At 41.3% G+C, this 22267-nt stretch carries 25 protein-coding genes; 22 read left to right on the top strand and 3 right to left on the bottom strand.

Features of this window, described 5'->3' with window-relative positions; translation table 11 throughout:
* Positions 1–36 precede the first annotated feature (36 nt).
* Positions 37–777, bottom strand: a complete 741-nt coding sequence (locus tag NSQ29_RS15600; RefSeq protein WP_341125516.1) for an SDR family NAD(P)-dependent oxidoreductase — start codon at positions 775–777, stop codon at positions 37–39.
* A gap of 131 nt (positions 778–908) precedes the next feature.
* On the opposite strand from NSQ29_RS15600, the gene NSQ29_RS15595 reads away from it, so the two are divergent.
* From NSQ29_RS15595 to NSQ29_RS15585, 3 genes are read left to right on the top strand one after another with little or no spacing between them, the layout of a single operon-like run.
* On the top strand, positions 909–1802 hold the full coding sequence (locus NSQ29_RS15595) for a LysR family transcriptional regulator (protein ID WP_341125515.1): 894 nt from the start codon (positions 909–911) through the stop codon (positions 1800–1802).
* A gap of 50 nt (positions 1803–1852) precedes the next feature.
* Positions 1853–2152 carry a hypothetical protein gene (locus NSQ29_RS15590; protein ID WP_341125514.1) on the top strand — a complete coding sequence of 100 codons (300 nt, stop codon included), beginning with the start codon at positions 1853–1855 and terminating at the stop codon, positions 2150–2152.
* Positions 2153–2194: 42 nt separating this feature from the next.
* Positions 2195–2899, top strand: a complete 705-nt coding sequence (locus NSQ29_RS15585) for an SAM-dependent methyltransferase (protein ID WP_341125513.1) — start codon at positions 2195–2197, stop codon at positions 2897–2899.
* A gap of 104 nt (positions 2900–3003) precedes the next feature.
* Here NSQ29_RS15585 and NSQ29_RS15580 read toward each other — a convergent pair whose 3' ends face one another.
* A complete protein-coding gene (locus NSQ29_RS15580) occupies positions 3004–4218 on the bottom strand; it encodes an MFS transporter (RefSeq protein WP_341125512.1) in 1215 nt (404 codons plus the stop codon).
* A 173-nt stretch (positions 4219–4391) separates the two neighbouring features.
* On the opposite strand from NSQ29_RS15580, the gene NSQ29_RS15575 reads away from it, so the two are divergent.
* The 6 genes from NSQ29_RS15575 (at position 4392) to NSQ29_RS15550 (ending at position 8699) form a co-directional block, all read left to right on the top strand.
* A complete protein-coding gene (locus NSQ29_RS15575; protein ID WP_339270514.1) occupies positions 4392–4838 on the top strand; it encodes a GyrI-like domain-containing protein in 447 nt (148 codons plus the stop codon).
* Entirely contained in the window at positions 4835–5797 is a 963-nt protein-coding gene (locus NSQ29_RS15570; RefSeq protein WP_341125511.1) for a phosphotransferase enzyme family protein, read from the top strand. Before NSQ29_RS15575 ends, NSQ29_RS15570 begins: the two co-directional genes overlap by 4 nt.
* 60 nt (positions 5798–5857) lie before the next feature.
* The gene (locus NSQ29_RS15565) at positions 5858–6343 is read left to right on the top strand and encodes a DUF3888 domain-containing protein (protein ID WP_341125510.1); all 486 of its coding nucleotides are present in this window, start codon (positions 5858–5860) and stop codon (positions 6341–6343) included.
* Positions 6344–6522: 179 nt separating this feature from the next.
* Entirely contained in the window at positions 6523–6858 is a 336-nt protein-coding gene (locus tag NSQ29_RS15560; RefSeq protein WP_231573432.1) for a hypothetical protein, read from the top strand.
* Between the two features lie 21 nt (positions 6859–6879).
* A complete protein-coding gene (gene dnaN, locus NSQ29_RS15555) occupies positions 6880–8007 on the top strand; it encodes a DNA polymerase III subunit beta (RefSeq protein ID WP_339270522.1) in 1128 nt (375 codons plus the stop codon).
* Between the two features lie 71 nt (positions 8008–8078).
* Positions 8079–8699, top strand: a complete 621-nt coding sequence (locus tag NSQ29_RS15550; RefSeq protein ID WP_341125509.1) for a hypothetical protein — start codon at positions 8079–8081, stop codon at positions 8697–8699.
* A gap of 107 nt (positions 8700–8806) precedes the next feature.
* Here NSQ29_RS15550 and NSQ29_RS15545 read toward each other — a convergent pair whose 3' ends face one another.
* Positions 8807–9424 (bottom strand): nitroreductase family protein, encoded by a 618-nt coding sequence (locus NSQ29_RS15545; protein WP_339270525.1) that lies wholly within the window; start codon positions 9422–9424, stop codon positions 8807–8809.
* 262 nt (positions 9425–9686) lie between these two features.
* Between NSQ29_RS15545 and NSQ29_RS15540 the strand changes: the two genes are divergently transcribed.
* The 13 genes from NSQ29_RS15540 to NSQ29_RS15480 all read left to right on the top strand — a co-directional run bounded on the left by NSQ29_RS15540 (position 9687) and on the right by NSQ29_RS15480 (position 22261).
* Positions 9687–10529: a DUF2785 domain-containing protein gene (locus tag NSQ29_RS15540; RefSeq protein WP_445739194.1), complete on the top strand. Its 843-nt coding sequence runs from the start codon at positions 9687–9689 to the stop codon at positions 10527–10529.
* 208 nt (positions 10530–10737) lie between these two features.
* A complete protein-coding gene (locus NSQ29_RS15535) occupies positions 10738–11181 on the top strand; it encodes a DUF1641 domain-containing protein (protein ID WP_042187214.1) in 444 nt (147 codons plus the stop codon).
* Positions 11182–11220: 39 nt separating this feature from the next.
* Positions 11221–12399: an NAD(P)/FAD-dependent oxidoreductase gene (locus NSQ29_RS15530; protein WP_042187216.1), complete on the top strand. Its 1179-nt coding sequence runs from the start codon at positions 11221–11223 to the stop codon at positions 12397–12399.
* A gap of 160 nt (positions 12400–12559) precedes the next feature.
* Positions 12560–13198 carry an SGNH/GDSL hydrolase family protein gene (locus NSQ29_RS15525; RefSeq protein ID WP_339270528.1) on the top strand — a complete coding sequence of 213 codons (639 nt, stop codon included), beginning with the start codon at positions 12560–12562 and terminating at the stop codon, positions 13196–13198.
* 312 nt (positions 13199–13510) lie between these two features.
* Positions 13511–14431, top strand: a complete 921-nt coding sequence (locus NSQ29_RS15520) for a hypothetical protein (protein WP_341125507.1) — start codon at positions 13511–13513, stop codon at positions 14429–14431.
* 32 nt (positions 14432–14463) lie between these two features.
* Positions 14464–15210, top strand: a complete 747-nt coding sequence (gene map, locus NSQ29_RS15515; RefSeq protein WP_076299489.1) for a type I methionyl aminopeptidase — start codon at positions 14464–14466, stop codon at positions 15208–15210.
* Between the two features lie 15 nt (positions 15211–15225).
* Positions 15226–15807, top strand: a complete 582-nt coding sequence (locus NSQ29_RS15510; protein ID WP_341125506.1) for a DJ-1/PfpI family protein — start codon at positions 15226–15228, stop codon at positions 15805–15807.
* Between the two features lie 24 nt (positions 15808–15831).
* Entirely contained in the window at positions 15832–16656 is an 825-nt protein-coding gene (locus NSQ29_RS15505) for a hypothetical protein (RefSeq protein ID WP_341125505.1), read from the top strand.
* Between the two features lie 108 nt (positions 16657–16764).
* On the top strand, positions 16765–18024 hold the full coding sequence (locus NSQ29_RS15500; RefSeq protein ID WP_341125504.1) for an MFS transporter: 1260 nt from the start codon (positions 16765–16767) through the stop codon (positions 18022–18024).
* On the top strand, positions 18021–19325 hold the full coding sequence (locus tag NSQ29_RS15495; RefSeq protein WP_341125503.1) for an alkaline phosphatase family protein: 1305 nt from the start codon (positions 18021–18023) through the stop codon (positions 19323–19325). Before NSQ29_RS15500 ends, NSQ29_RS15495 begins: the two co-directional genes overlap by 4 nt.
* A gap of 205 nt (positions 19326–19530) precedes the next feature.
* Positions 19531–20613 (top strand): nucleotidyltransferase domain-containing protein, encoded by a 1083-nt coding sequence (locus NSQ29_RS15490; RefSeq protein WP_042187231.1) that lies wholly within the window; start codon positions 19531–19533, stop codon positions 20611–20613.
* Between the two features lie 227 nt (positions 20614–20840).
* Positions 20841–21716, top strand: coding sequence for a YitT family protein (locus NSQ29_RS15485; RefSeq protein ID WP_179085712.1), 876 nt, complete (start codon positions 20841–20843; stop codon positions 21714–21716).
* Between the two features lie 122 nt (positions 21717–21838).
* On the top strand, positions 21839–22261 hold the full coding sequence (locus NSQ29_RS15480) for an Rrf2 family transcriptional regulator (protein ID WP_341125502.1): 423 nt from the start codon (positions 21839–21841) through the stop codon (positions 22259–22261).
* Positions 22262–22267 lie beyond the last annotated feature (6 nt).

Raw genomic sequence — 22267 nt, 5'->3', positions numbered from 1 at the left:
ATCGGCGCTTCAATTGATATGCCATTTGTTTTGTTGTTACAACGTTTGTCCACTATCTACCGTAATGATCTGTCCGGTCATTGCTTCCTGTTCGAGTGTCGCGCAGACGAATTGAGCGATATCCTCAGTGGATGATAGACGCTGGAGCAGCAGATTAGGTGCTAATTTATGCATCTGTTCTTCTCGACCAGACCACCATCTAGTAGCAACAGCTCCCGGTGCGACACAGTTCACTCTAATAGTTGGAGCTAGCGCATGGGCGAGAGATTTCGTGAGGCCATGAACAGCAGCTTTGGAGACCGCATAAGGAAGGGAAGAGCCTAAGCCAGTTTGTCCGGCGATGCTGCCGAGATTGACGATGGTGCCTGAACCGCTCAGGTTCATATACGGAGCAACTGCTCTGGCGCAGAAAAACATTCCTTTCACATTCACATCATAGAGTTCATCCCAGACTTCCTCTGTTGCTTTTTCCAGATCACCCAGCGCAATATGTTTAGTAATACTGGCGTTATTCACCAGCAGATCTACCGTCCCAAAATGCTGAATAATCGAATGGACCATACTTCGCACTTCCTGATCCTTAGAAACATCGGCTTGTACTGCTATCGCTTGCCCACCTTGATTTATAATCGTATTCACGGTTTCATTAGCTTCTGCCTCGGATCTAGAATAGTTCACTGCAACAAGGGCTCCGCGTCGGGCTAATTCCAGACTTACAGCCTTGCCAATTCCAGTACCTCCACCAGTTACTAAGGCTACTTTATTGTTAAGATCCATCCTTATTCACTCCTTTGGTTGGCGTATGTTGTTGATATAGAGTATTCTATAGTGATTATTGGATTTCGTATAATTGAATTAATTGAAGGTTTGGTTCAATTTATTTGAATTAAGTAGTGGAGGGCTCAGGAATGGATCTAAAAACAATAAAAACCTTTCAAACCATTGTGAGTTCAGGAAGCTTTAACCGTGCAGCAGAGGAATTGAATTATGCCCAATCCACGGTCACGATGCAAATGCAGAGGCTTGAATCCGACTTAGGATGTCAACTGCTTGAGCGGGGAAAACAAATCTGCTTAACAGAAGCTGGTAGATTGTTTTATGAAGAGAGCTTACATATTGTTAAGGATATGGAGCGGTTGCAGAGCCGTTTGGTCGATTTGAAGATAGGCGAGGCTGGCAACCTCCGCATAGGGGTAACGGATCCGACGGCGAGCTTTCGTTTGCCGCAGCTGTTAAGCAGCTTTATGACGCAGTTTCCGAAAGTGAAAGTCTCCGTGGAGATCGCGGGAACCGCTGCACTCAGTGAACTGCTTTTGCGAGGCGAAATTGATATGGCTGTATGTTCAGCGCCAGAGCTGGGTAAGGAGCTTTATTTTGAACCCTTATTTACGGAGGAATTTGTGTTACTTATGCCAGAAGAGCATAGGCTAGCTTCCAAGGAGAATATCACGCCAGAGGATTTACAGGATCATCGGTTACTTATTACGGCAGCAAACTGTCCTTATCGCAAAAAATTAGAAAGTGTGCTACAGGAATCAGGTGGTGCACCGTTCGATACTATGGAGATTGGAAGCATGTCGGCTCTAAAATATTTTGTAGAAAGTGGCTTAGGCGTCGCTCTTGTCCCTGAGATAGTCTTGAATCCGGCCCCTGCAGGAACGATAGTGCGAAAACTGGAGGGAAAGGTTATCGATATGACCTGCGGTATCCTATGTAAACTTTCGGATTATCCCTTGAAGCTGGCGAGCTCCAGATTGTATCATTTTTTAAAGCAGGAGCTATCCGCGACAAGGATATTTTGAATTTTAAACGAATTGTATGTATTAGGAAAAAAAAGAGAGGGCGGTGCTTGATGTTTTTAAGGAGAAAATTCAGTTTCTGGTTTTCGATTATTAGTATCATCATCTGTCTGGGTGATTATTTGGGGATTGAGATCGCAAACATCATTCTTGTACGACTTAATCCAATTATAGATACGCTGATTTTCATGAAGCCCTTTGCAAACTGGATGGTTGATGTTAATAATACGGAATGGGCTGCAAGCAGTATATTAATCAGCGTCAGATTACCCACGTATGTAATTCATTTTGGGTCGTTCCTGATTCTAGGACTTCTTATAGATTATCTTATACATATATTTAAACAGAAGTAAAAAGCGAGCAGTATTAGCCGAGATGAGGAAAGGTGAGATGAGATGAGCGGAGTAGAGGGAAAGCTTGAGTTGGAGAGGATTGTTTTTATAGGAAGGACCTTTGAGGAATATTTACAGATGTTCAAATTGAAAGAAGCGGATCTTGTAGGCAGGCGGATTTTGGATTGTCCTGCAGGTGCCTGCTCTTTTACAGCGATATCGAATCAGTTAGGGAGTGACGTGACTGCTGCGGATATCGCTTATTATTACTCTGCGGATGAGCTTGAAGATAAAGGTGTTCAAGATATTGAGCATGCTATGTCTGAACTGGTTAAGGTACAGGGCAATTTTGTATGGGACTACTTTAAGTCTATAGAGGATTTGACACAAGCGAGGAGTAGGGCTTTAAACGATAACATCAGGGATCAGAGACAAACCCCGGAGCGATATGTTCCTGTGATTTTACCTAATCTGCCGTTCAATGATGAGGATTTTGATCTGACATTGTCTGCGCATTTCCTATTTATGTATAGTGATCGGCTGGATTATGATTTTCATCTAAGGACTGTTAATGAACTTATGCGGGTGACTAGCGGAGAGCTTCGTATTTTCCCTTTAGTTGATCTGTCTTGCAAAAGATATGAGCATCTAGATCGCCTTATAGATGAGATGGTTCAACAAGGTTTCGCTGTGGAGGAGATGGAGGTTCCTTATGAATTTCAAAAAGGGGCAAATCAGATGCTGAGCATTAGAAGAATGAAGCCATAAGATAGTAGATAGCTATAGTTTGTAAAATGAAACACGAGGGTGTCCCTAAGCTATTTTCATCGCTTTGGAGACACCCTCGTTTTTAAATATAACCCTATAAAAAATTACGCCACTTTCTCTTTGCGTTCTGCTACATAACAAGCAATCCCCAGTACCAGACCGAGTCCTACTAGAACGGCACCGACCCATGGCAGGGAAGTAATCGCAAGATGAGAAATGACCCATCCGCCGATGAAGGCACCTGTTGCGTTTCCGAGATTACCTGCAGAATGACTGGTTGTAGAAGCGAGGGCAGGAGCGGCCTGAGCCAGACTCATGATCCGTATTTGTAGTCCTGGCATGACCGCAAAGGATACCAAACCCCAGAAGAATATTGTGATGACCGCAGCTACTGGACTATGCATTGTGAAGGAAAAGATCGTAAGAATGACACTAACCGCGAAATAAAGTCCCACGATAGAAGGCATCAGCTTCCAATCTGCAAGCTTCCCGCCAACGATATTCCCGATGGTTACACCACAGCCGAAGAGAACTAGAATCCATGTCACACTATGCTCGGCAAAGCCGGTAACTTCCATTAGCAGTGGCGCTATATAAGTGAACACTGTGAACAAGCTGGCGTTACCAAGCGCACCGATCAGTAAGAATAGAAGCAGTTTAGGATTAGCTAGCGCAGAAATTTGCTGGATTACACTAGCAGGTTTGTCTTGTTTAATCTTTGGAATGAAAATAAGAATGCCGATTAGTGCAGCGACGCCCATGACTGCTATCGCAGCAAATGAGGCGCGCCAGCCCATGTTTTGCCCAATAAATGTTCCTAGAGGAACACCAACGATATTAGCAATCGTTAGACCAGCCATCATAATGGATACGGCTCCGGCCCGCCTATTGGGCTTGACCAGATTAGAAGCGATCACTGCACCAACACCAAAGAAAGTCCCGTGTGTTAAAGCTGTGATGATACGAGCTACCATAAGAACGGCATAGTTTGGAGCAAATACAGAGATTCCGTTGCCTAGAATAAATAATACCATGAGCAGGCATAACAGTTTCTTTTGCGGAATTCGTTGTGTAAGGATGGTTAGAATAGGAGCACCGACGGCTACCCCAAGGGCATACATCGTGATGAGCTGACCTGCAGTAGAAATACTAACCTGTAAATCTTTGGCGACATTTGGTAAAATACCCATGATGACAAATTCAGTCATTCCAATGGCAAAAGCGCCTACCGTAAGCGATAGAATAGAGATGGGGAAAGGTTCTTTGCGTGTTTTTTCCACACGGGTTGGTTCCTTGTTGAGGTTTGGAATTGCGTTCATGGTGCCGATGTTCAACCTTTCTTCTGTCTGTAATGAAGCTCCACCCTTATTAAGATGATAGATCCGACATGTAGTACTGCTTTATATTATTTAGTTTTCTGAAATTATTTTCAAGAGAAATATTTATTTCAGATATTTTCATTTTAAATAATCATAGAAGGGATGAATTATTCATGATGGATGAAGGTGTAGTCCAAGTGCTCGAATTACCGGAGATGAAGCTAATAGGCTTGAGTATTACTTCTTCCTTTGTAGGGCACGAGACGGAAAGAGTAGAGGCGATGAAGCGAGAATTTAATAGTAGAAAAGATGAAATTAGCAATATTATTCACCCTGAACGATACCTTAGTCCACATTTTACTTCGGAGAATTTATTTACCTATATGATCTGTATGGAAGTGGAGGAACTCACGAATGTTCCTGAAGGTATGCTTGGTTTTACGATCCCGGCTCATCGGTATGTCCAGGTGAAATCCAAAGGCGATCCTTATGAGATTCTTCATACTTATGTGAGAGAAAATGGTTTGCAGAGTAATGATCGTGCATTGGCTATTGAAGTTTATCAGTTTGCTAATCCTACGTGGCCTGATGAGGTTGATGTGTACATTCCATTGCGATGAGAAATAATTATAAGCAAGCAGCTTTAATGGCGCTCCGGCACTTTGACCTCGATTGGACACAGATTCGTTTTATCCAACGATCGGACACCTGCAGTTTTGTAATAGAGACTAATAAAGAGGGGACTTTTTTGCTGCGTCTTCATTCGGGGAGATCTAAAGAAGAAATTAACTCCGAAATCGCATGGCTGGAGCTTTTGAAGAGGAAAATTGATGTCCCCCTGCCGAAAGGCGTTCATGATCGAACGGGTTCTGTTACGTTCAAAGTGGAGCAAGGTAATGAGGATGGTATATATGCATCGTTAATGCGCTGGGTTGAAGGCGAACATGCGAACGAAAGACTTACCGAAGATCAAATTTACAAAGAAGGCGTTCTATTAGCCAAGCTACATAAAGCGACACAGGAGCTTGAGTTACCTCCAGGCTTTAATCGTCCTGTGTGGGATGAACATAGCTTTAGAAAAGCAATGCTCCGATTAAAGCTGCACTACCATAGTTTTCTTTCGGATGATGAGTTCGTGCTGTATCAGTCTGCGGCAGAGAAATTATACGGCTGGTTAAGCAAGCAGCATAAAAATAAGAACAGAAGGACTTATGGGGTTATCCATGGTGATTTACATCAAGGGAACATCATATTTAAAGAGGGTGAACCTCGACCGATTGATTTCGGAAGATGTGGCTGGGGATATTATCTTTATGATGTGGCACATACCATTCTAGGGTTGTATCCTTTACAAAGAGAACTGGTCATTAAGGGTTACGAAAGTGTGGCCAAGCTTGATGGGGAGTGGTTTCAGACTTTAGAGAATTTTACGGTCATGGTTATGATCGAAAATTATTGCCATCACGCACCCGACCCTAGAGAAACCGAGGGACTGAAAGCAGAACAGCCTTATGCGCAAGCGATTCTAAGGAATTATCTTAGGGGAGATCCCTTTCTTTTTAACACAATTGAGATTTAGCGTATAAAAATAGGGCCTCATTGGGGAATTTATAAAAAGTTCCCTAAGGAGGCTATTTTGATGAAAAAAAGCTGGATTGCTCCTCTTCTTATCGCAGTTATGTTCTTGCTGGGGCAACAACCTTGCTCCGCTAATGGCTTAGTTCAACCGCAATCTGAGGCTCCGCTTAGATCTGAATCGGAACCGAAGCTTCCAGATCAGGATTCCCGCGAGCTCATGTACAAAGACACACTAATGCTCTTCCTTTTACCCCATATTGAGAAAAAAATGGCTGAGATTTATGCGCCACTTCTGACGATAACTCCGACAGTGTATCCTTATTTAGTAGATGTTACAGATATAAAGCGAGTGAATGGATTTCGTCGGTTTGATTTCTTAATTACACTCAATATACACCCTACAGTGGGTCCACATCTTTCCGTTGGAGAGGATACTATGACTTTTAGAATCACTCCTGGTCCTAAGGTGAAGTTAGAATCATTCAAGCATTTGAGAGACCCACGAAAGTCTGACCTTACACCAAATTACCAAAATATCTTGAGATAGTGTGGTAATTAACTCTTACAATCACAATTTCGAACGCTTACCCAGCTAACCACACACTCCGATCTATGGGGTGTTTTTTTTGTGTCTAGAATGGTGGTGGATTATTGGCATGTATGGTATTATGAAAATAGTGGATTTAATGATTTTAGTTACTAAATTCAAATTATGAGGTATGAGGATTGAGTGATCATAAATTCGAAGACGAACACAGAGATGAAATTTTAAGTGAATTCAATTCTAAAATCACAAGCGATATCACAAGCAGCTCTAAGGATAAAGTTAAGGTAGGCGTAGCTACTAAAGACGGGCAGTTAGGGTTTCTTTTTACGAGGGGAGGTCTTCGGGAAGGGGCTGGCAGAAAAAGCACCGGTATAACTAAAAAGGTATCTTTGACGTTACCAGAAAACATCTGGCAGGAGATAGAGCAGGCCTGTGAGGAACAGAACGTATCTCGCTCCCAGGTATTTCGGAACATTATTGAGGCACATTTTGCAAAGGAATCTAAGGAGAGTTAGGTGAGGTCTTTGCTAATCCATGTGTCAAAAGATTCTCTTAGCACAGCACTACAAGCAGTCTTAAAAGCTATATCCGCGAATAGTTCCTCCCGTGTTCTTTCCGGAATACATATTCAGGCGCAAGCGGAGGGTCTGACTTTAACAGCCAGCAATATAAGAATGACCATTGAATATAAGCTTCCTGTGAAGATGGATTCGATGATTGTACACAAACCAGGTGAGATCGTAGTGCCCGCACGTTATTTTTATGAGATCATCCGCAAGCTTGACCCTGGATTAATTAGGCTGGAAATCGCAGAGACATTGATTCTAAATATCCAATCGGGCAATACTCAGTTTCGTTTATGCGGGATGGACACTGCAGAATTTCCGAGAATCCATTACGTGGATCATCCAAACACCCAAAAGATACGCATGAAGAACACACTTTTGAAGCAAATATTTAAACATGTGGTTTTTGCGGTCTCTTCGTTGGAAACAAGACCTGTGCTCACAGGTGTTTCACTTCAAATAGATAATCAAAATATTCGCGTAGTCGCCACTGATGGCATCCGCCTCGCTCAGCATGTTGTTGAAAACGTAGAAGATTACGGAGCAAGTCCTTTAAATGTTATTATACCGGGCAGCACCCTTGAGGATCTTTTAAAAATAATAAACGATGATGAGGGCAGCAGCATCCAAATCGAGATAGGTCAAAAACAAATCAGATTTATTTCTGATGGCTTGAGGGTTCAGTCTGCGCTACTTGAGGGCACTTATCCCTATGTCGATAATTTAATTCCACAAGTATATATATCCGAAGTGATCGTTAAGACAGAGCGTTTGTTGCGTGTGGTTGAACGTATTGCTATATTGGCTGGTGAAAGTGTAACGCTCGGTGTATATCCCTCCGGTATACTTCATTTAATATCCAGGACCGCCGACGTAGGTGAGGCAAAAGAGGAGATTCCATTGGAGTATCTAGAAGGTGAATATTTTCGAGTAGCTTTTAACGGAAAATATTTCAGAGACATCCTTCGGGCGATCGATAGTGAGACGCTTAGAATAAGGTTTGCTGGAAAAGAAAGACCACTGGTGATACAGCCTGTAGACATGACTTCGTCCACACTTTTTTTAATTACACCAATGAGGACGCAGGATGGAGGATAGACATATGAGCTTGCTAAGTAGAGTTCTCTTTGCTGAAAAAATATTATATTAATTACTTGGAGGAATGATCTATGAATCTGTTTCAGATGGGATCAAAACCGCTTGGGACCGAACGAATCACTGCATTTTTAGAGGATAATTATGTGAGTATCGGATATCCCGGAATAGGGGATTTGGAGAACATCAGTAAAGTGGAGCTCCGTGATCGGATGATTCATACATACCAATACAGTGAGTTGGAGCTTACAAAACATATACAAGCCATTCAACTCTTCGTACATACGATGCAGGATGGCGATTATGTGCTGGTGTGTGATGGCGATTGGGTACATCTAGGAGATCTAGGCGATTATTTTTACAATGAATTATTTGACGCGCCAGACATCGGTACATGCCATCGACGTGGTGTAACTTGGCTGAAAAGTCTTTCTATAACCGATCTAAACGCAGGGATAAAAGAGTTTCTTAACAATAGTGGAGTGGTTAAACAGTATAAGGGGCCGATGCCTAGTGCTCGTGTGGATCTGTGGATTACAGGTTCTTCTGATTCAGAGCAAGCGGTGAATAATCGAGTGTATGTGGATGAAGAGACATTATCAATGGCGCTCGATATTTTGAAGGAAGCTCTTGTTAGTGAGAACGCCGATCGACGGGAACGAGCAGCAATTGCAATTCTTCAGTATGCTAAGTAGTGAAGAAAGATTTAAGCTCCACATCCTTAGTAAAAAAGCGTTCCATCCGAACTTCAAATATCGGATGAAACGCTTTTGTTATATCTATCGATATCTTCCAATAACCCTCAGATAAATTCAACGAATTCATTGACCGGTTTACGATAGCCACGTGGTCTGATTTTATGTTTCTTGTCTTTTCCGATAGTGATCAGCATTACCGGTACCATATGATCGGGTAGATTTAAAGTGGATTGAATCGCTTCCGGATCAAAGCCGATCATCGGGCAGGTATCCCAGCCTTTATCTTTGGCAATCAGCATGAAGTGCATGGCAGACAGAGAAGCATTCCGAATAGCCTCATCTCTTTGGAAAGCATCATTTCCTTTGTATGCATTGTTAATCGTTTCTATCTCTGCATCATAATCCTCTTGACTCATAGCCCCTAAAGCTTTAAGTCCTCCGAAGATTTCTGGGGCTTTCAGATAAGCATTCTTATCCCCGAGTACCACTATTACCGCTGAGGCGGAGTGGATTTTATATTGACCGTAAGCGGCTTTACGAATCTCTTCTTTTAAATTCTCATCAGAAACCACTTTATAATTGGCATGTTGAAGATTATATGCAGATGGAGCCAATCTGGCGTAAGAGAACATTTCCTCAAGTTCATTCTGAGGGATCTTCACCCCTTCAACAAAATTCATAGCAGACCTGCGGGATTCAATCAAATCTGTAAAAGCGCTCATGAGTTATTCCTCCATATGTTATGTATTTGCTTGTTAATTATAAATAAGTGATATTTATAAATGAACTAACTATTAGTTACTAACTCAAAATAGCACAGTTAATTATATTCGTCAATGATTAAATTCACTTCATTTACATTCAGCTCTCTAAGTACTTTGGAATGTCGAAGAATAATTACTATGTTGTAAAATATTGGGATGTAAATTAGGATATTAGGATACGAAAAATTTAATTGCTTTTATTAATGAAAGGGTGGGAATGTTGAACGATACTAGAGAGCAGTTGATAATTGACTTGCAAAGAATTGAAGAGAACGATTACGAGCTTAGAAGTGGGGAGCAATTAAGGGATTATGTGAAATTGATGCTTGAGTACATAGGAGATCCACAGCCGAAGCTACGAGATGACTTGATCTATTCCACCTTCTACAAATGGGTTAACGAGAAACAATGGTTTAGTGATGCGGAGCTTCGTGAACTACTTTTGATTCTCCTTGACGAGCAGCATTTGTTCTATCACATTGGCAGCAAAGAAGATCAGGCTGTGTTCACAAGAACGTTTTCGGTATTGATCGTTGCGCTGATTCTTCAGCGGCATAGGGAACAGGCTTTTTTAGCTAGCGCAGAGTTTATAAATGTGAAGGAAGCGCTTATTAGATATTATGAGGAAGAACAGGATTTACGAGGATTTATGCCTGAAGAAGGTTGGGCTCATGCTGCAGCCCATGGCGCAGATGCCTTGGATGAACTGGTACTCTGCTCGGAGAGTGATGCTGCAATAAGGGAAGAGGTTTTGGCAGTCATCCAAAGGATGCTTTACAACGATCAGCACATATTTAGCGACGAAGAAGATGAACGGATCGCTACGATTGTAGCTACAATGATAGATCATCATTTACTTCCACAACAATCTATTGTCGACTGGATTCGCAACTTGGAGCAATGTGGGGGGTGGCCGAGAAGCCGCGGCCAGTACGTTGCTCGTGTGAACACCAAAAATTTCGTTCGTTCTCTGTATTTTAGATTGCTACCATTAAAGAACAATCCGGCAATGGTCGAGGTTTTATTGAAAGCGGAGATGAATTTGAATGAATTTACACAATAAGCATTTAATCATCTATGCATGTATAAATAATATCGAAAATTATGACTAATTTATTTTAATGTAATAAAAATCACAAAACTTTAGAAAAAATCAAAAACTTTGTGACATTTATAACTTGATAAGTGCTATAATAGAAATATGGCGTTATAAGTTTTTATTTTTTTATTACTATTAAGCAGCAAAGCTTATTTGCAGAGGAGATTCGGATATGTCAGAAACAATCACTCAAACACAACCTGAGCAAGAATCACCAAAATTAGCTGTCACTCAAGAACAAATGAATGTTCTAGAGCAGCTATTGAAGCCTGAAGTTCAGGAGTCGTTAACTGTCTTAGTGGAACAGTTGCCAAAATTAACAGAGCTTGTCGGCGTGCTCACAAAGTCATATGACTTTGTTCAAACTGTTGCTGCGGATGAAGTCTTGAAAAGTGATACGGTAAGTGCAATTAAAGAACTTGCTGAACCAGTGGTGCATTCGGCGAAGAATATGGCAGCTACAGTGATCGAAGCGCAAGATCGTGCGAATGAAAATAGCGATGTGATCGGTGTATTTGGTCTTATGAAGATGATGAAAGATCCACAAGCACAGAAGCTTTTCCGTTTCGTAAATGCTTATCTTCAAGTTGCCGGCGAACGCAGTCAACAGAAATAATATTTTTTATATCTCATTCGTAAGGACGGAGGAAACATCATGTCTAAACATATTGTCATTCTAGGAGCAGGTTATGGTGGTCTACTAAGCGCCTTAACTGTACGCAAGTACCTGAAGAAGGACGAAGCTAAAATTACAGTCGTTAATCAATATCCTACACATCAAATTATTACAGAATTGCATCGTCTTGCAGCGGGTAGTGTTGCAGAAGGTGCTGTTGCTATGCCATTAGCTAAGCTTTTTGCAGGTAAAGATATCGACCTGAAAATTGCAAAGGTGAATTCTTTTTCTGTTGAAAATAAACAAATTACACTATCTGATGGTGTGACATTGTCCTACGATGCTTTAGTTGTGGGTCTTGGAAGCACTACGGCTTATTTTGGCATTCCAGGTCTTGAGCAATACAGTATGGTTTTGAAATCGGCAGCAGATGCTAACAGAATTCATCGTCATATTGATGAGCGTATCCGTGAATATGCGAAGTCTAAAAATCCAGCGGATGCAAGCATCCTAATCGGTGGCGGTGGCTTAACAGGTGTTGAACTTGTTGGTGAAATCGCTGATGTGTTGCCAACACTCACTAAGAAATATGGCGTGGATCCTAAAGAAATTAAACTGATGCTGGTTGAAGCAGGTCCTAAGATTTTACCAGTATTGCCAGATGCATTGATCGAACGCGCAGTGGCAAGCTTAGAAAAACGTGGTGTTCAATTCTTGACAGGACTACCTGTTACGAATGTAGCGGATAATGTCATTGACTTGAAAGATGGTCAAAAAATTATTGCTAACACCTTCGTATGGACTGGCGGCGTACAAGGAAATCCACTGATTGGTGAGTCCGGTCTTGAAGTGAACCGTGGTCGTGCAACGGTAAATGAATTCTTGCAATCCACATCACACAAAGACGTATTCGTTGCTGGTGACAGCGCCGTTGTCTTTGCCGAAGATGGTCGTCCATATCCACCAACTGCACAAATCGCTTGGCAAATGGGCGAATTGATCGGGTACAATCTTTATGCATACTTGAAGGATAAATCATTTGAATCCTTTAGTCCGATCAACTCAGGGACGCTTGCGAGCTTAGGCCGTAAAGACGGTGTAGCCATCGTTGGTGCTAGCTCAACTCCGCTAAAAGGATTGCCTGCAACCTTGATGAAGGAAGCAAGTAATATTCGTTACTTGTCCCACATTAAAGGATTGTTTAGCTTAGCTTATTGATTGTATTTTTGGAAAACCTGCTCTTATTTGAGCAGGTTTTTTTGTTGATCTCTAGTGGTTTCTACCATGAATTGTTAATGATTGTCCTAGTACGTAGTATTCATTTTTGATATACTATATTGGCTAATATTAACAGGGGAAAATAGGGGAGGATTACGTGATGTTATTCCGACAAAACGATGTCATTCTGTTTCAAGGCGACAGCATAACGGATTGGGGTCGTAATTATGATGATGCTTCATCGCTTGGTGTAGGTTATGCATTGATGATCGCCGCTCGTCTGGGGCATTTGTATCCTGAGAAGAATCTTACGTTCTATAATCGTGGAATTAGCGGCAACCGTGCAGTAGATTTGCAGGAACGCTGGGAGAAGGATTGCCTGAATCTGAAGCCGACGTGGGTGTCCATATATATTGGGATTAACGATACTTGGCGCCGCTTTGATTCTGGTCAGGAAACAACGCCTGAACAATTTGAAGCTGCGTATCGTGACCTGATCGAACGCACGCAGCATTCGCTGGCTGCTAATTTAGTCTTAATCGAGCCATTTGTGTTGCCTGTCCCAGAAGATCGTAGAACTTGGCGCCAGGATTTGGACCCTAAAATTCACATTGTTCGTGAATTGGCACGTGAATATGGTGCATTACTTGTTCCGTTGGATGGCCTGTTTGCTGCGGCATCCGTGAAAGCAGAGCCTGCTTATTGGGCTCCGGATGGAGTACATCCATCACCTGCGGGCCATGCACTTATTGCAGAGGCTTGGCTTAAGACGGTAGGCAATTCAAGCTTAATCGTCTGATCATATCACTACATATTTACTTGATTTTATAAGACTAGAACCACTCATTAAAGGAGCAGGTTATAGTCTTTTTTTTAAAATATAAGAATTTATATGCTCCATGCTATAAATTATCCTTATATTTCTCGCTTAAACACTTCGGAAAGTCGATTTCTTTATATTTATGGACGCTGTTATAATTAGGTTATGTTTCTTTTCTTGGAGGTGGTTCGCATTAGGAAATTACTATGGGTTGTACCCTTGTTCTTGGTTGCTCTTTTAAGCGGGTGTAAGAATGATGTGGGCTTCATCAATGCAAGGTGGATCGCCGGAGTGTCTTTAACTCCTGTAACAACTAGTGATCAGAACCAAGTTGATCGACCAGAACATTTTGAGACCCTAATACTGAAGGACTCCGCTCTGATTAAGGCGCTTTCGGAGGCTATGAACAAGAGCAATAAATTATCGGGGGAGCTGGATTGGGCCCCTGAATTTAAAATGGAACTTGTTTATGGTGATGGCTACTCGAAGGATTATTACATAGCAATAGGTGATGAACCCGGTTATAAAGGAGTATTTACTACAGCTGAGAATGGTGGTCAGGGCTACTCTATTCCGGTGAAAAACGCAGATCAAATAAGACAACTCATCTATGGAACAGCAGATCAGGCGAACATAGAACAGACGGAGTCGCTGGAGTCTTCTGTTAAGGTTACAGGGCCAGTAACGATATCACATAATGATCTCTATCCCTTAACTAATAGAACTGGATTCTTGAATCTGCAGCTTTTAGATGGAACCTACAGTGAGGATTGGACAATACCAGGTCCGTTGATGGGAAGGAATTGGAGTGGCAGATTTGGGCTTGTTCTTATCGATAATCAAGGGAGAACTTTGAATAGCTTTCCACTCAGTGAACATTTTGAGGATCCCATAATATTTAATGATTTTTTTCAAATTCAGTTTGAGGACTATAATGGCGACGGCGATCCGGATTTTACGATTGGTCAGTACGGATCCAGTAACGGTTACTTCTACAAGCTATTTACGCTTAGAAAAAATAACGTTATAGAGGAATTAGGGATCAAACTCGGCTCTGATTTATTTATCAGCAGTCCAAAGGGGTATTCGATAAAGCTTGATAAAGTGGATGATCATAGCTTCAAGAGAAGTTATTACGATAATGTAGCGGGTAAACAGATGGAAGATATTTTCCAGTGGAATGGAAGTGCATTTCAGAAGTTAGACAAGTGATTCATACCAGAAGTGAGAGGAATGTGTGATAGATGACGAGTGATACCATACAAGATTTAGAAGGGCTAAAAGCCATAGGGAAAGTAGTAGGACATACCATCGCCGAGATGAAAAAGAAAGTAACTCCAGGTATGACAACAGCGGAGCTTGATAAGATTGGAGCTGAAATTCTAGCGGAATTCGGAGCATCTTCAGCCCCAATGATAACGTATAATTTTCCAGGCAGCACCTGCATCAGTGTGAATGAAGAGGTTGCTCATGGGATTCCTGGTCCTAGAGTGATTAATGCTGGTGATTTGATCAATATTGATGTATCTGCTGAACTGAATGGTTATTATGGGGACGCCGGAGTTTCGTTTCAACTACCACCTTATAATGATGACATTCTTCGACTATGCCAGAGTGCAGAGGAAACTATGATGAGCGTGATCAATCATCTGAGAGCAGGGATGAAGGTCAATGAGATTGGCAGAATGATGGAACTCGAAGCTCGGAAACGCGGCTATAGAGTGGTACGTAATCTGTGCAGCCACGGGATTGGCAAATCACTGCATGAGAAGCCTTTTGAAATCTTACCTTTCTACAATCCAAGAGTGACTACAGTGTTAAAAGAGGGACAGGTGATTACGGTTGAGCCCTTCCTTTCTACTGGAGCAGATTACGTGGAGCAGCAGTCGGATGGATGGACACTGAGTGTCGTAGACAATGGCCGGGTAGCACAGTTTGAACATACGATTATTGTGACTAAAGGTGAGCCTATTATCCTAACCAAGCCATAAGAGGAGAGTGCGAAATTGAAAATCGCCTTTATACTTTTTGATGGGATTACGTTCTTAGATTTTGCGGGGTTCTATGATGTTATTTATCGATTGGGGCAATTTGAAATCGGCAAAAATTTGTCTTGGGATATATGTGCAGCGTCGGAGGAAGTGACGGATGAGTTAGGTTTCACAGTTAAAGCTGGAAAAGTGCTGCCAGAGCTTTCGGAGTATGACATGGTATTTGTACCTGGAGGGATGGGGACACGGAAACTTCGTTATGATGAAGGTTTTGTCTCGTGGATTGCTGGTGCTCACAATGTTCCTTATAAGGTATCTGTCTGCACAGGCTCACTGCTGCTTGGGGCTGCGGGGCTGCTAGGAGGGAAGAAAGCTACTACCCATCCATCTGCCTATGAATTACTAAATCCTTACTGTGAAGAAGTTGTGGAGACCCGTATTGTGCATGATGGTAATGTGATTACAGGTGGTGGAGTTTCCACTTCCATTGATCTGGGGTTATATCTGATTTCATACTTGGCTGGAGAAGCAGCGATGAATTCGGTAAAAAAGCAGATTGATTATCCATACGAGATGCAGGGGATTGTTAGAATCTGAAGGTAAATACCGGAGGGATCAGAGATGGCTGGACAAAAAATGATGGATATGCTGTTTCAGCAATGGGTAAGCGATAAGGAGCAGTGGGTACAGCTTAGAGATTTGCTGATGAAGGAGAGCAATCTTCCCGGACCACGAGTAAATTTGGAGCTCTCAGGCAAATTTGCCGAACATTTTGCCCATCCTAAACTAACGGAAACAGACTGGGAGTTTCTTAATTCATGGGCTAATCTTACAGAGGCAGAAGCTGGGGTGAATGATCCCCGTGAGTTTCTGCCATTTTGTGCGGTTAGAGCGCTGGGCGCTTATTACAGCTACGCTGAAGAAGAACAGCAAATTATGATTCAGAGCATCATTAAGACAGCTATGAACGACTCTAGATGGAGGATGCGTGAAGCGTCTGCTATGGCGCTGCAAAGTATAGGGGAGGATGGTTTTTCTCTTGTCAGGCAGCTGATCGACATGTGGGAGAAAGGTGCGAATAGGCTTGAACAACGAGCTTTTGTAGCAGCGTTAGCGCATCCTCCTCTATTAAAAAAGAAAGAGAATACGCTTTATTGTCTTCAGTTGGCTACTCGAATTATGGAGAGTATGGGTAGTGGGGAAGTACAATATGAGAACGCTGAGCATTTTCGTGTATTATCTAAGGGACTTGAATACAGCTTAAGTGTATTTGTGGCGAGTGAACCTGAAGCGGGCTTTGCCATGCTGGAGAAATTCGCTAAGAGCCGAGATACCCGAATGATTAAGATTGTGAAGAGTAATCTTGGTAAGTCACGTTTGAGTAAAAAGTATGCTCTACAGGTTGCTGAGGTCCTTAAAAGTTTGACAATACAGGAGAGGACATGAGGATCAGCTCTCCAGTGGAATTATGAAGTGTAGTTTTACATGCATTTAACATGCCACATATGCTTAAGTGATATAACAGAAGGAACTAGGTGAAAAGGTGGCTGTTAGATGAAACTAAGTAAAGAGGAAAAATCATGGATTTTATATGACTGTGGAAATTCGGCTTATTCGATGGCGGTTACAACAGCTTTACTGCCTATTGTATTTGGGATGTTTTCGAATGTTAACAACAGCATGGATTTGGGGTATTTTAATTCCATAGCGAGTATTCTGGTGGCCATCCTTAGCCCGATTTTAGGAACGATGGCAGATTATAAGGATAAGAAAAAACGCTTCTTCATATTTTTCTCATTGATCGGCGTGATAGCTACTGCTTCGCTGGCTTTCGTTGCACCTGCGAGTGGGCAGTGGCAGTTATTGATTGTATTTTATATTTTGTCAGTCATAGGATTTGCCGGGGCCAATATTTTTTATGATTCTTTTCTGGTGGATGTAACCACGGATGAAAGGATGGATAAGGTATCCTCAAAAGGGTTTGCTTTTGGATATATCGCCAGCGTTATTCCATTCGGTATCAGCCTACTGCTGATTCTGTTTATGGGGATGGATAAATCAATCGGCTATCAGATTGGATTTATAATCACTGCCCTTTGGTGGGGACTGCTGACCATGCCTATGATCAAGGATGTGCAGCAAAGATATTACATAGAACCTGAACCCAAACCGGTCATTAATAGCTTTAAAAGACTGGGAGACACGTTTAAAAATGTCAGACAGCATAAAGTAGTATTTGTATTCTTGATCGCCTACTTTCTCTATATTGATGGGGTAGATACGATTATTAAAATGGTAGTGCCATATGCCACATCGGTACTGGGTGCGGATGCTTTTGATACCTTTACTTTACTGGGGATCTTATTAGTTATCCAGATCATCGCATTTCCGTGTGCTATCCTGTACGGTAATCTTGCCAAAAAATACTCAGCTAGAACGATGATCATCGTGGGGATTTTTACATATATCATTTCTTGTATCGCGGCTTACTTTATTACTTCAGTGTGGCATATATTTATTCTGGGAGCGCTAATTGGATCTGCCCAGGGAGGGATTCAAGCGCTTAGCAGATCTTATTATGCGAAGATTATTCCTAAGGAAAAATCCAATGAATTCTTTGGCTTTTACAATATCTTTGGCAAGTTTGCGGCGATTGTGGGTCCTGCTGTAATGTCATTAACAACTACCCTAACAGGCAACGCTAAATTTAGTATTTTAGCGATTATCCCACTATTTATTATTGGATTCTTCATATTTATAACTTTACCAAAAGAGAAGCTTGAACAAGATGAACCGAAGGGACTTATCCTATGAAGTCAAGCAAAGAACAAACGGCAATGGCCAAACATCTGATTGTCATCTCTTACGATGCCTTTTCAGAAGACCAATGGGAAATGGCCAGCAATCTTCCAAACCTATCGAAATTGATTAAGAACGGGTCGCATAGTAATCAATTAAAAAGTGTATATCCCACGCTCACTTATGTGGTACACACTACGATAGCAACCGGTGTATATCCAGATAAGCATGGTATCCACCATAACAATCCATTTCAGCCGTTTGTGAAGGAAAAGGAGCAAAGCTGGTTCTGGTTCAGAAATGCGATAAAGGTGCCCACGATTTATGATGCTGCGCGCGAGCATAACATGAGTACCGCAGGAATCCTTTGGCCGGTATCAGGGAAATCCTCAATCCAATATAATATCCCTGAAATCAGAGCCATCAACAACGAAAATCAGGCACTGAAGGTGTTAAAAAGCGGGAGCCCGTTATATTGCATTGAAATGGAGCTGAAATATGGACGGCTTCGAAAAGGAATTGAACAGCCTTATCTGGATGACTTCACGACAAAGTGTGCGATGGAAACGATTAAGCGTAAAAAGCCTAATCTTCTTATGATGCATTTGATTGATCTGGATGACGCCAAGCATGTCTACGGTACTGACAGCGATGAAGTGAAGCGGGTAATCACACGTATGGATAAGCGATTAGGTGATGTTATGCAAGCAGTGGATGAAGCCGGGATAAAGGATGACACGGTTTTTTTAGTTTTGGGTGACCATGGCCAGTTCAATGTTCGGTATAAAGTGCATTTGAACAACCTTTTGCAGGAAAAAGGGTTGATCTATGAAGAGAACGGCGAAATGAAGTGGAGAGCTTACTTTCAGTGTGGGGGCGGATCCGCTTATCTGCATATTAAAGAAGGTGATGAAGAAGCTGAACAATTAGCGTTAGCTGTTATTCAGGAATATATGGATGATGACGCTTCAGGTATAGAGGAAATATATACTAGAGAGCGGCTGAATCAACTTCATGTGGGCCCATCTACTAAATATATGCTTGAAGCTAGGAGAGGCTATTGTTTCGATGAGAGCATGGATGAACCTACGATTGTTGATTTGGACAAACAAGGGATTAAATATGCTACGCATGGCTACTCTCCCGATAAAGAGGATTATAGATGCAACTTGGTGATCTCAGGGAATAAGGTGAAAAGTGATTTTCCCATAGGGGATCTCAAAATGGTAGATATAGCTCCTACGATGGCAAAGATTTTAGGGATTGATTTTAATCCTTGTGACGGAAGACCATTAGATGAAATTTTCATTTACTAAAGTAAGCAGTGAGAAAAACATTCATAATTACTAGATAACGCGTTGGTAGAGAAGAGCCGTACTCTCGCCAGCGCGTTATTTATTTACCCAGAAGAAGGAGGAGGGTTTGTAGTTGGTATAGATTGAATATAGATAAAGTCGGAATATTTACTTGAACGATATCCATATACAATGGAATTAATATGGATTAAGAGGAGAATTGGATATGGATGCGGATATTAGACAAAAAATTCTAAATAAAAATGACAGACTTATTAGTATGGTTATTGAACGTGCTAAGAGAGATTTTCCTGATGACATTGCAATCATTGGGCTTACAGGTTCTTTCAGTACCGGAGATTTTCATGAAAAAAGCGATCTTGATCTAATTATAATTAATAACACGGCCCAAGGCTGGGGAATATCTTCGTGTTTTATTCTGGAGGATGTTGGATACGACATCTATTGTACGCCATGGGAAACAAGGATAGAAGATCAAGCGAATCTTGAGAGCCCAATGATTTCGTGTCTGATAGATTTAGAGCTGTTATATTGTGCGAAACCCGAATATCTGGAAAAGCTAAACTTATATAAACAAAGAGCTCTCGATGCTTTGGCTAAGCCTATAGGGAATGAATGTATTAGTAGAGCGAAAAAGAATATAGACATAGCAAAAAAAGAATATACGAATACATTACTTTCTGAAGATATCGGAGCAGTGAGGTATGCTTCATGCGAAGTTGTATACAATTCGGTAAATGCTCTAACACATTTGAACAATACCTATTTTAAAAGGGGACTTAAGAGATATCTGGAGGAAATAGCTACGTATCGTTATGTTCCTGATGATTTTGAAAATATATATATGGCTGTGATCGATGCGAAGACAATTATTGAAATCAGAAGTGCATCATATAGATTTTTAGAAAGCGTCAATGATTTATATAATAAAATGTATAAGGATTTTGTGATTCAGCCTATCCCTACCTATGATAATCTTGGTGGCACCTTTGAGGAATTATGGTGTAACTGCCGCAATAAGGTTATAGCAAGTGTGGAATTAAATGATAAATCTTATGCTTATTATGCAGCCATGGGCATACAAAATTTTCTTGATGAAATGACAGAATCAAGAGGAACAAAAAAGTTTGATATTATGCAGTATTTTGATTCAGATCATCTGCATTTATTTAAAGAGCAGTTCCTGCAGGTCATGGATGAATATCTGGAAGAATATAATAAGGTGGGAAGGAAAGTTGAAAGATACGATACTTTTGAGGAATTGTATAACGAATACATGAAGGTGTGATAGAGGAGATTACCAGATTACGAATTTTCGTAGTCTGGTTTTTTCATTTTTTATGGAACGATAAGATTATTTTAAGTCATATGGGTAAAATAATAGATATCATACTAGCGGCGTCTGATTTGCCAAAGTGGTGACATTTATTATAGACTGTTTTTTGTCGGCTTTTGTCCAGTGGATGTTTTTCACTTGCAGTGATATAAAAAACTAATTTGAAGTGGGGAAATGGAATGCATGGAATAAGACAGCATCAAAAATCAAATAAGCTGAAGATATTTTCAAAAGTCATATTAATTATTATAGGGGCACTTATAACTTCATATGGCCTGGAATCCGTATTAATACCTAACAATGTTTCAGATGGTGGTGTAACAGGCCTAAGTATCGTTGGCTCACAGCTGTTTGGATTACCGTTAGGGCTGCTAATTGTTATAATTAACATCCCATTTGTTTGGTTAGGATATAAGCAAATTGGTAAAAGCTTTGCTATTTATTCCATTATCGGTATTGCCTCATTAGCCATTGGTACAAGCCTTATGCACCATGTGCCAACGATTATTGAAGGAGATACATTATTAATTACTGTTGTAGGCGGGATTATTATCGGTTTTGGTATGGGTTTAGCGTTACGTAATGGTGGAGCGTTAGATGGGATCGACATGTTGGCTGTATTGCTTTCACGAAAAATACCTTTTGGGACAAGTGATCTAATCTTATTCCTAAACATGTTTGTCTTTATTGTTGTTTCAACTGCATTTGGTCTACAAGGGGCGATTCTATCCGCACTTGCTTATTTTATTGCTTCTAAAGTGATTCATATCGTTGAGGAAGGTTTGAGCGGATCTAAAACTTTCAAAATCATCACCGTTCAACCGGAAATTATGGTGGAGACGATTCGTGACCGATTGGGACGTGGGGCAACCTATACTGATGCATACGGTGGTTACTCCAATGAACAGTTCAAAGAAATTACCTGTGTAATTAACCGTCTGGAAGAAAGCAAAATCAAGGAAATCATTCATGAAATTGACCCTAACGCTTTTGTTGTAGTATATGATGTAGCAGAAGTTAAGGGTGGTAATTTCAAAAAGCATAATATTCACTAATTAAGATCCTGAAGTGCATCTCCTTAAGTGTTTGACAAATGCATAAAATGTAACTATTATTGTTGCATCTGATTAATGCACTTGTTGCTAGCCCGGTAGTATGGCAAAAGGAGGGATTTATAGTGAACATCAGCACCCGTTTTGCGGTAGCCATTCATATATTAACGTTAATCGACAGTAATAAAGAGGGTAAAAGTACCTCGGAGTGGATAGCTGGTAGTGTAAACACCAACCCTGTAGTTATCCGCCGGCTAACTAGTATGTTGCAAAAAGCAGGACTGGTAACGGCCCGCCCCGGAGTCGCAGGAGCCTCACTTTCACGTAGTAGCACTGAGATTACACTACTTCAAATTTACAAGGCAGTAAACGCGGTGGAGGAGGATTCGTTGTTCTCGGTTCATGAGCACCCTAACCCGGATTGTCCAGTCGGCAAAAATATAGCCAGCGCCATTGTGCCGGTATTCTCGCTCGCGCAAAAGGCGATGGAGAATGTCCTTCAGGAGGTTACTTTGGAGCAGATTGTGAATGAAATGCCTGAAATATAACCACTC

It is taken from the genome of Paenibacillus sp. FSL F4-0236, from assembly GCF_038000135.1.
In the GTDB taxonomy this organism is placed as follows: Bacteria; Bacillota; Bacilli; order Paenibacillales; family Paenibacillaceae; genus Paenibacillus_AQ.
Note: the sequence above shows the minus strand (reverse complement) of the source record. Positions and strands in the feature narration are given on the sequence as shown.

Bases quoted from the DNA above. Each gene is read 5' to 3' on its own strand.
- NSQ29_RS15600 (WP_341125516.1), bottom strand. From the start codon at position 777: ATGGATCTTAACAATAAAGTAGCCTTAGTAACTGGTGGAGGTACTGGA.
- NSQ29_RS15595 (WP_341125515.1), top strand. From the start codon at position 909: ATGGATCTAAAAACAATAAAAACCTTTCAAACCATTGTGAGTTCAGGA.
- NSQ29_RS15590 (WP_341125514.1), top strand. From the start codon at position 1,853: ATGTTTTTAAGGAGAAAATTCAGTTTCTGGTTTTCGATTATTAGTATC.
- NSQ29_RS15585 (WP_341125513.1), top strand. From the start codon at position 2,195: ATGAGCGGAGTAGAGGGAAAGCTTGAGTTGGAGAGGATTGTTTTTATA.
- NSQ29_RS15580 (WP_341125512.1), bottom strand. From the start codon at position 4,218: ATGAACGCAATTCCAAACCTCAACAAGGAACCAACCCGTGTGGAAAAA.
- NSQ29_RS15575 (WP_339270514.1), top strand. From the start codon at position 4,392: ATGATGGATGAAGGTGTAGTCCAAGTGCTCGAATTACCGGAGATGAAG.
- NSQ29_RS15570 (WP_341125511.1), top strand. From the start codon at position 4,835: ATGAGAAATAATTATAAGCAAGCAGCTTTAATGGCGCTCCGGCACTTT.
- NSQ29_RS15565 (WP_341125510.1), top strand. From the start codon at position 5,858: ATGAAAAAAAGCTGGATTGCTCCTCTTCTTATCGCAGTTATGTTCTTG.
- NSQ29_RS15550 (WP_341125509.1), top strand. From the start codon at position 8,079: ATGAATCTGTTTCAGATGGGATCAAAACCGCTTGGGACCGAACGAATC.
- NSQ29_RS15545 (WP_339270525.1), bottom strand. From the start codon at position 9,424: ATGAGCGCTTTTACAGATTTGATTGAATCCCGCAGGTCTGCTATGAAT.
- NSQ29_RS15535 (WP_042187214.1), top strand. From the start codon at position 10,738: ATGTCAGAAACAATCACTCAAACACAACCTGAGCAAGAATCACCAAAA.
- NSQ29_RS15530 (WP_042187216.1), top strand. From the start codon at position 11,221: ATGTCTAAACATATTGTCATTCTAGGAGCAGGTTATGGTGGTCTACTA.
- NSQ29_RS15525 (WP_339270528.1), top strand. From the start codon at position 12,560: ATGTTATTCCGACAAAACGATGTCATTCTGTTTCAAGGCGACAGCATA.
- map (WP_076299489.1), top strand. From the start codon at position 14,464: ATGACGAGTGATACCATACAAGATTTAGAAGGGCTAAAAGCCATAGGG.
- NSQ29_RS15505 (WP_341125505.1), top strand. From the start codon at position 15,832: ATGGCTGGACAAAAAATGATGGATATGCTGTTTCAGCAATGGGTAAGC.
- NSQ29_RS15500 (WP_341125504.1), top strand. From the start codon at position 16,765: ATGAAACTAAGTAAAGAGGAAAAATCATGGATTTTATATGACTGTGGA.
- NSQ29_RS15495 (WP_341125503.1), top strand. From the start codon at position 18,021: ATGAAGTCAAGCAAAGAACAAACGGCAATGGCCAAACATCTGATTGTC.
- NSQ29_RS15490 (WP_042187231.1), top strand. From the start codon at position 19,531: ATGGATGCGGATATTAGACAAAAAATTCTAAATAAAAATGACAGACTT.
- NSQ29_RS15485 (WP_179085712.1), top strand. From the start codon at position 20,841: ATGCATGGAATAAGACAGCATCAAAAATCAAATAAGCTGAAGATATTT.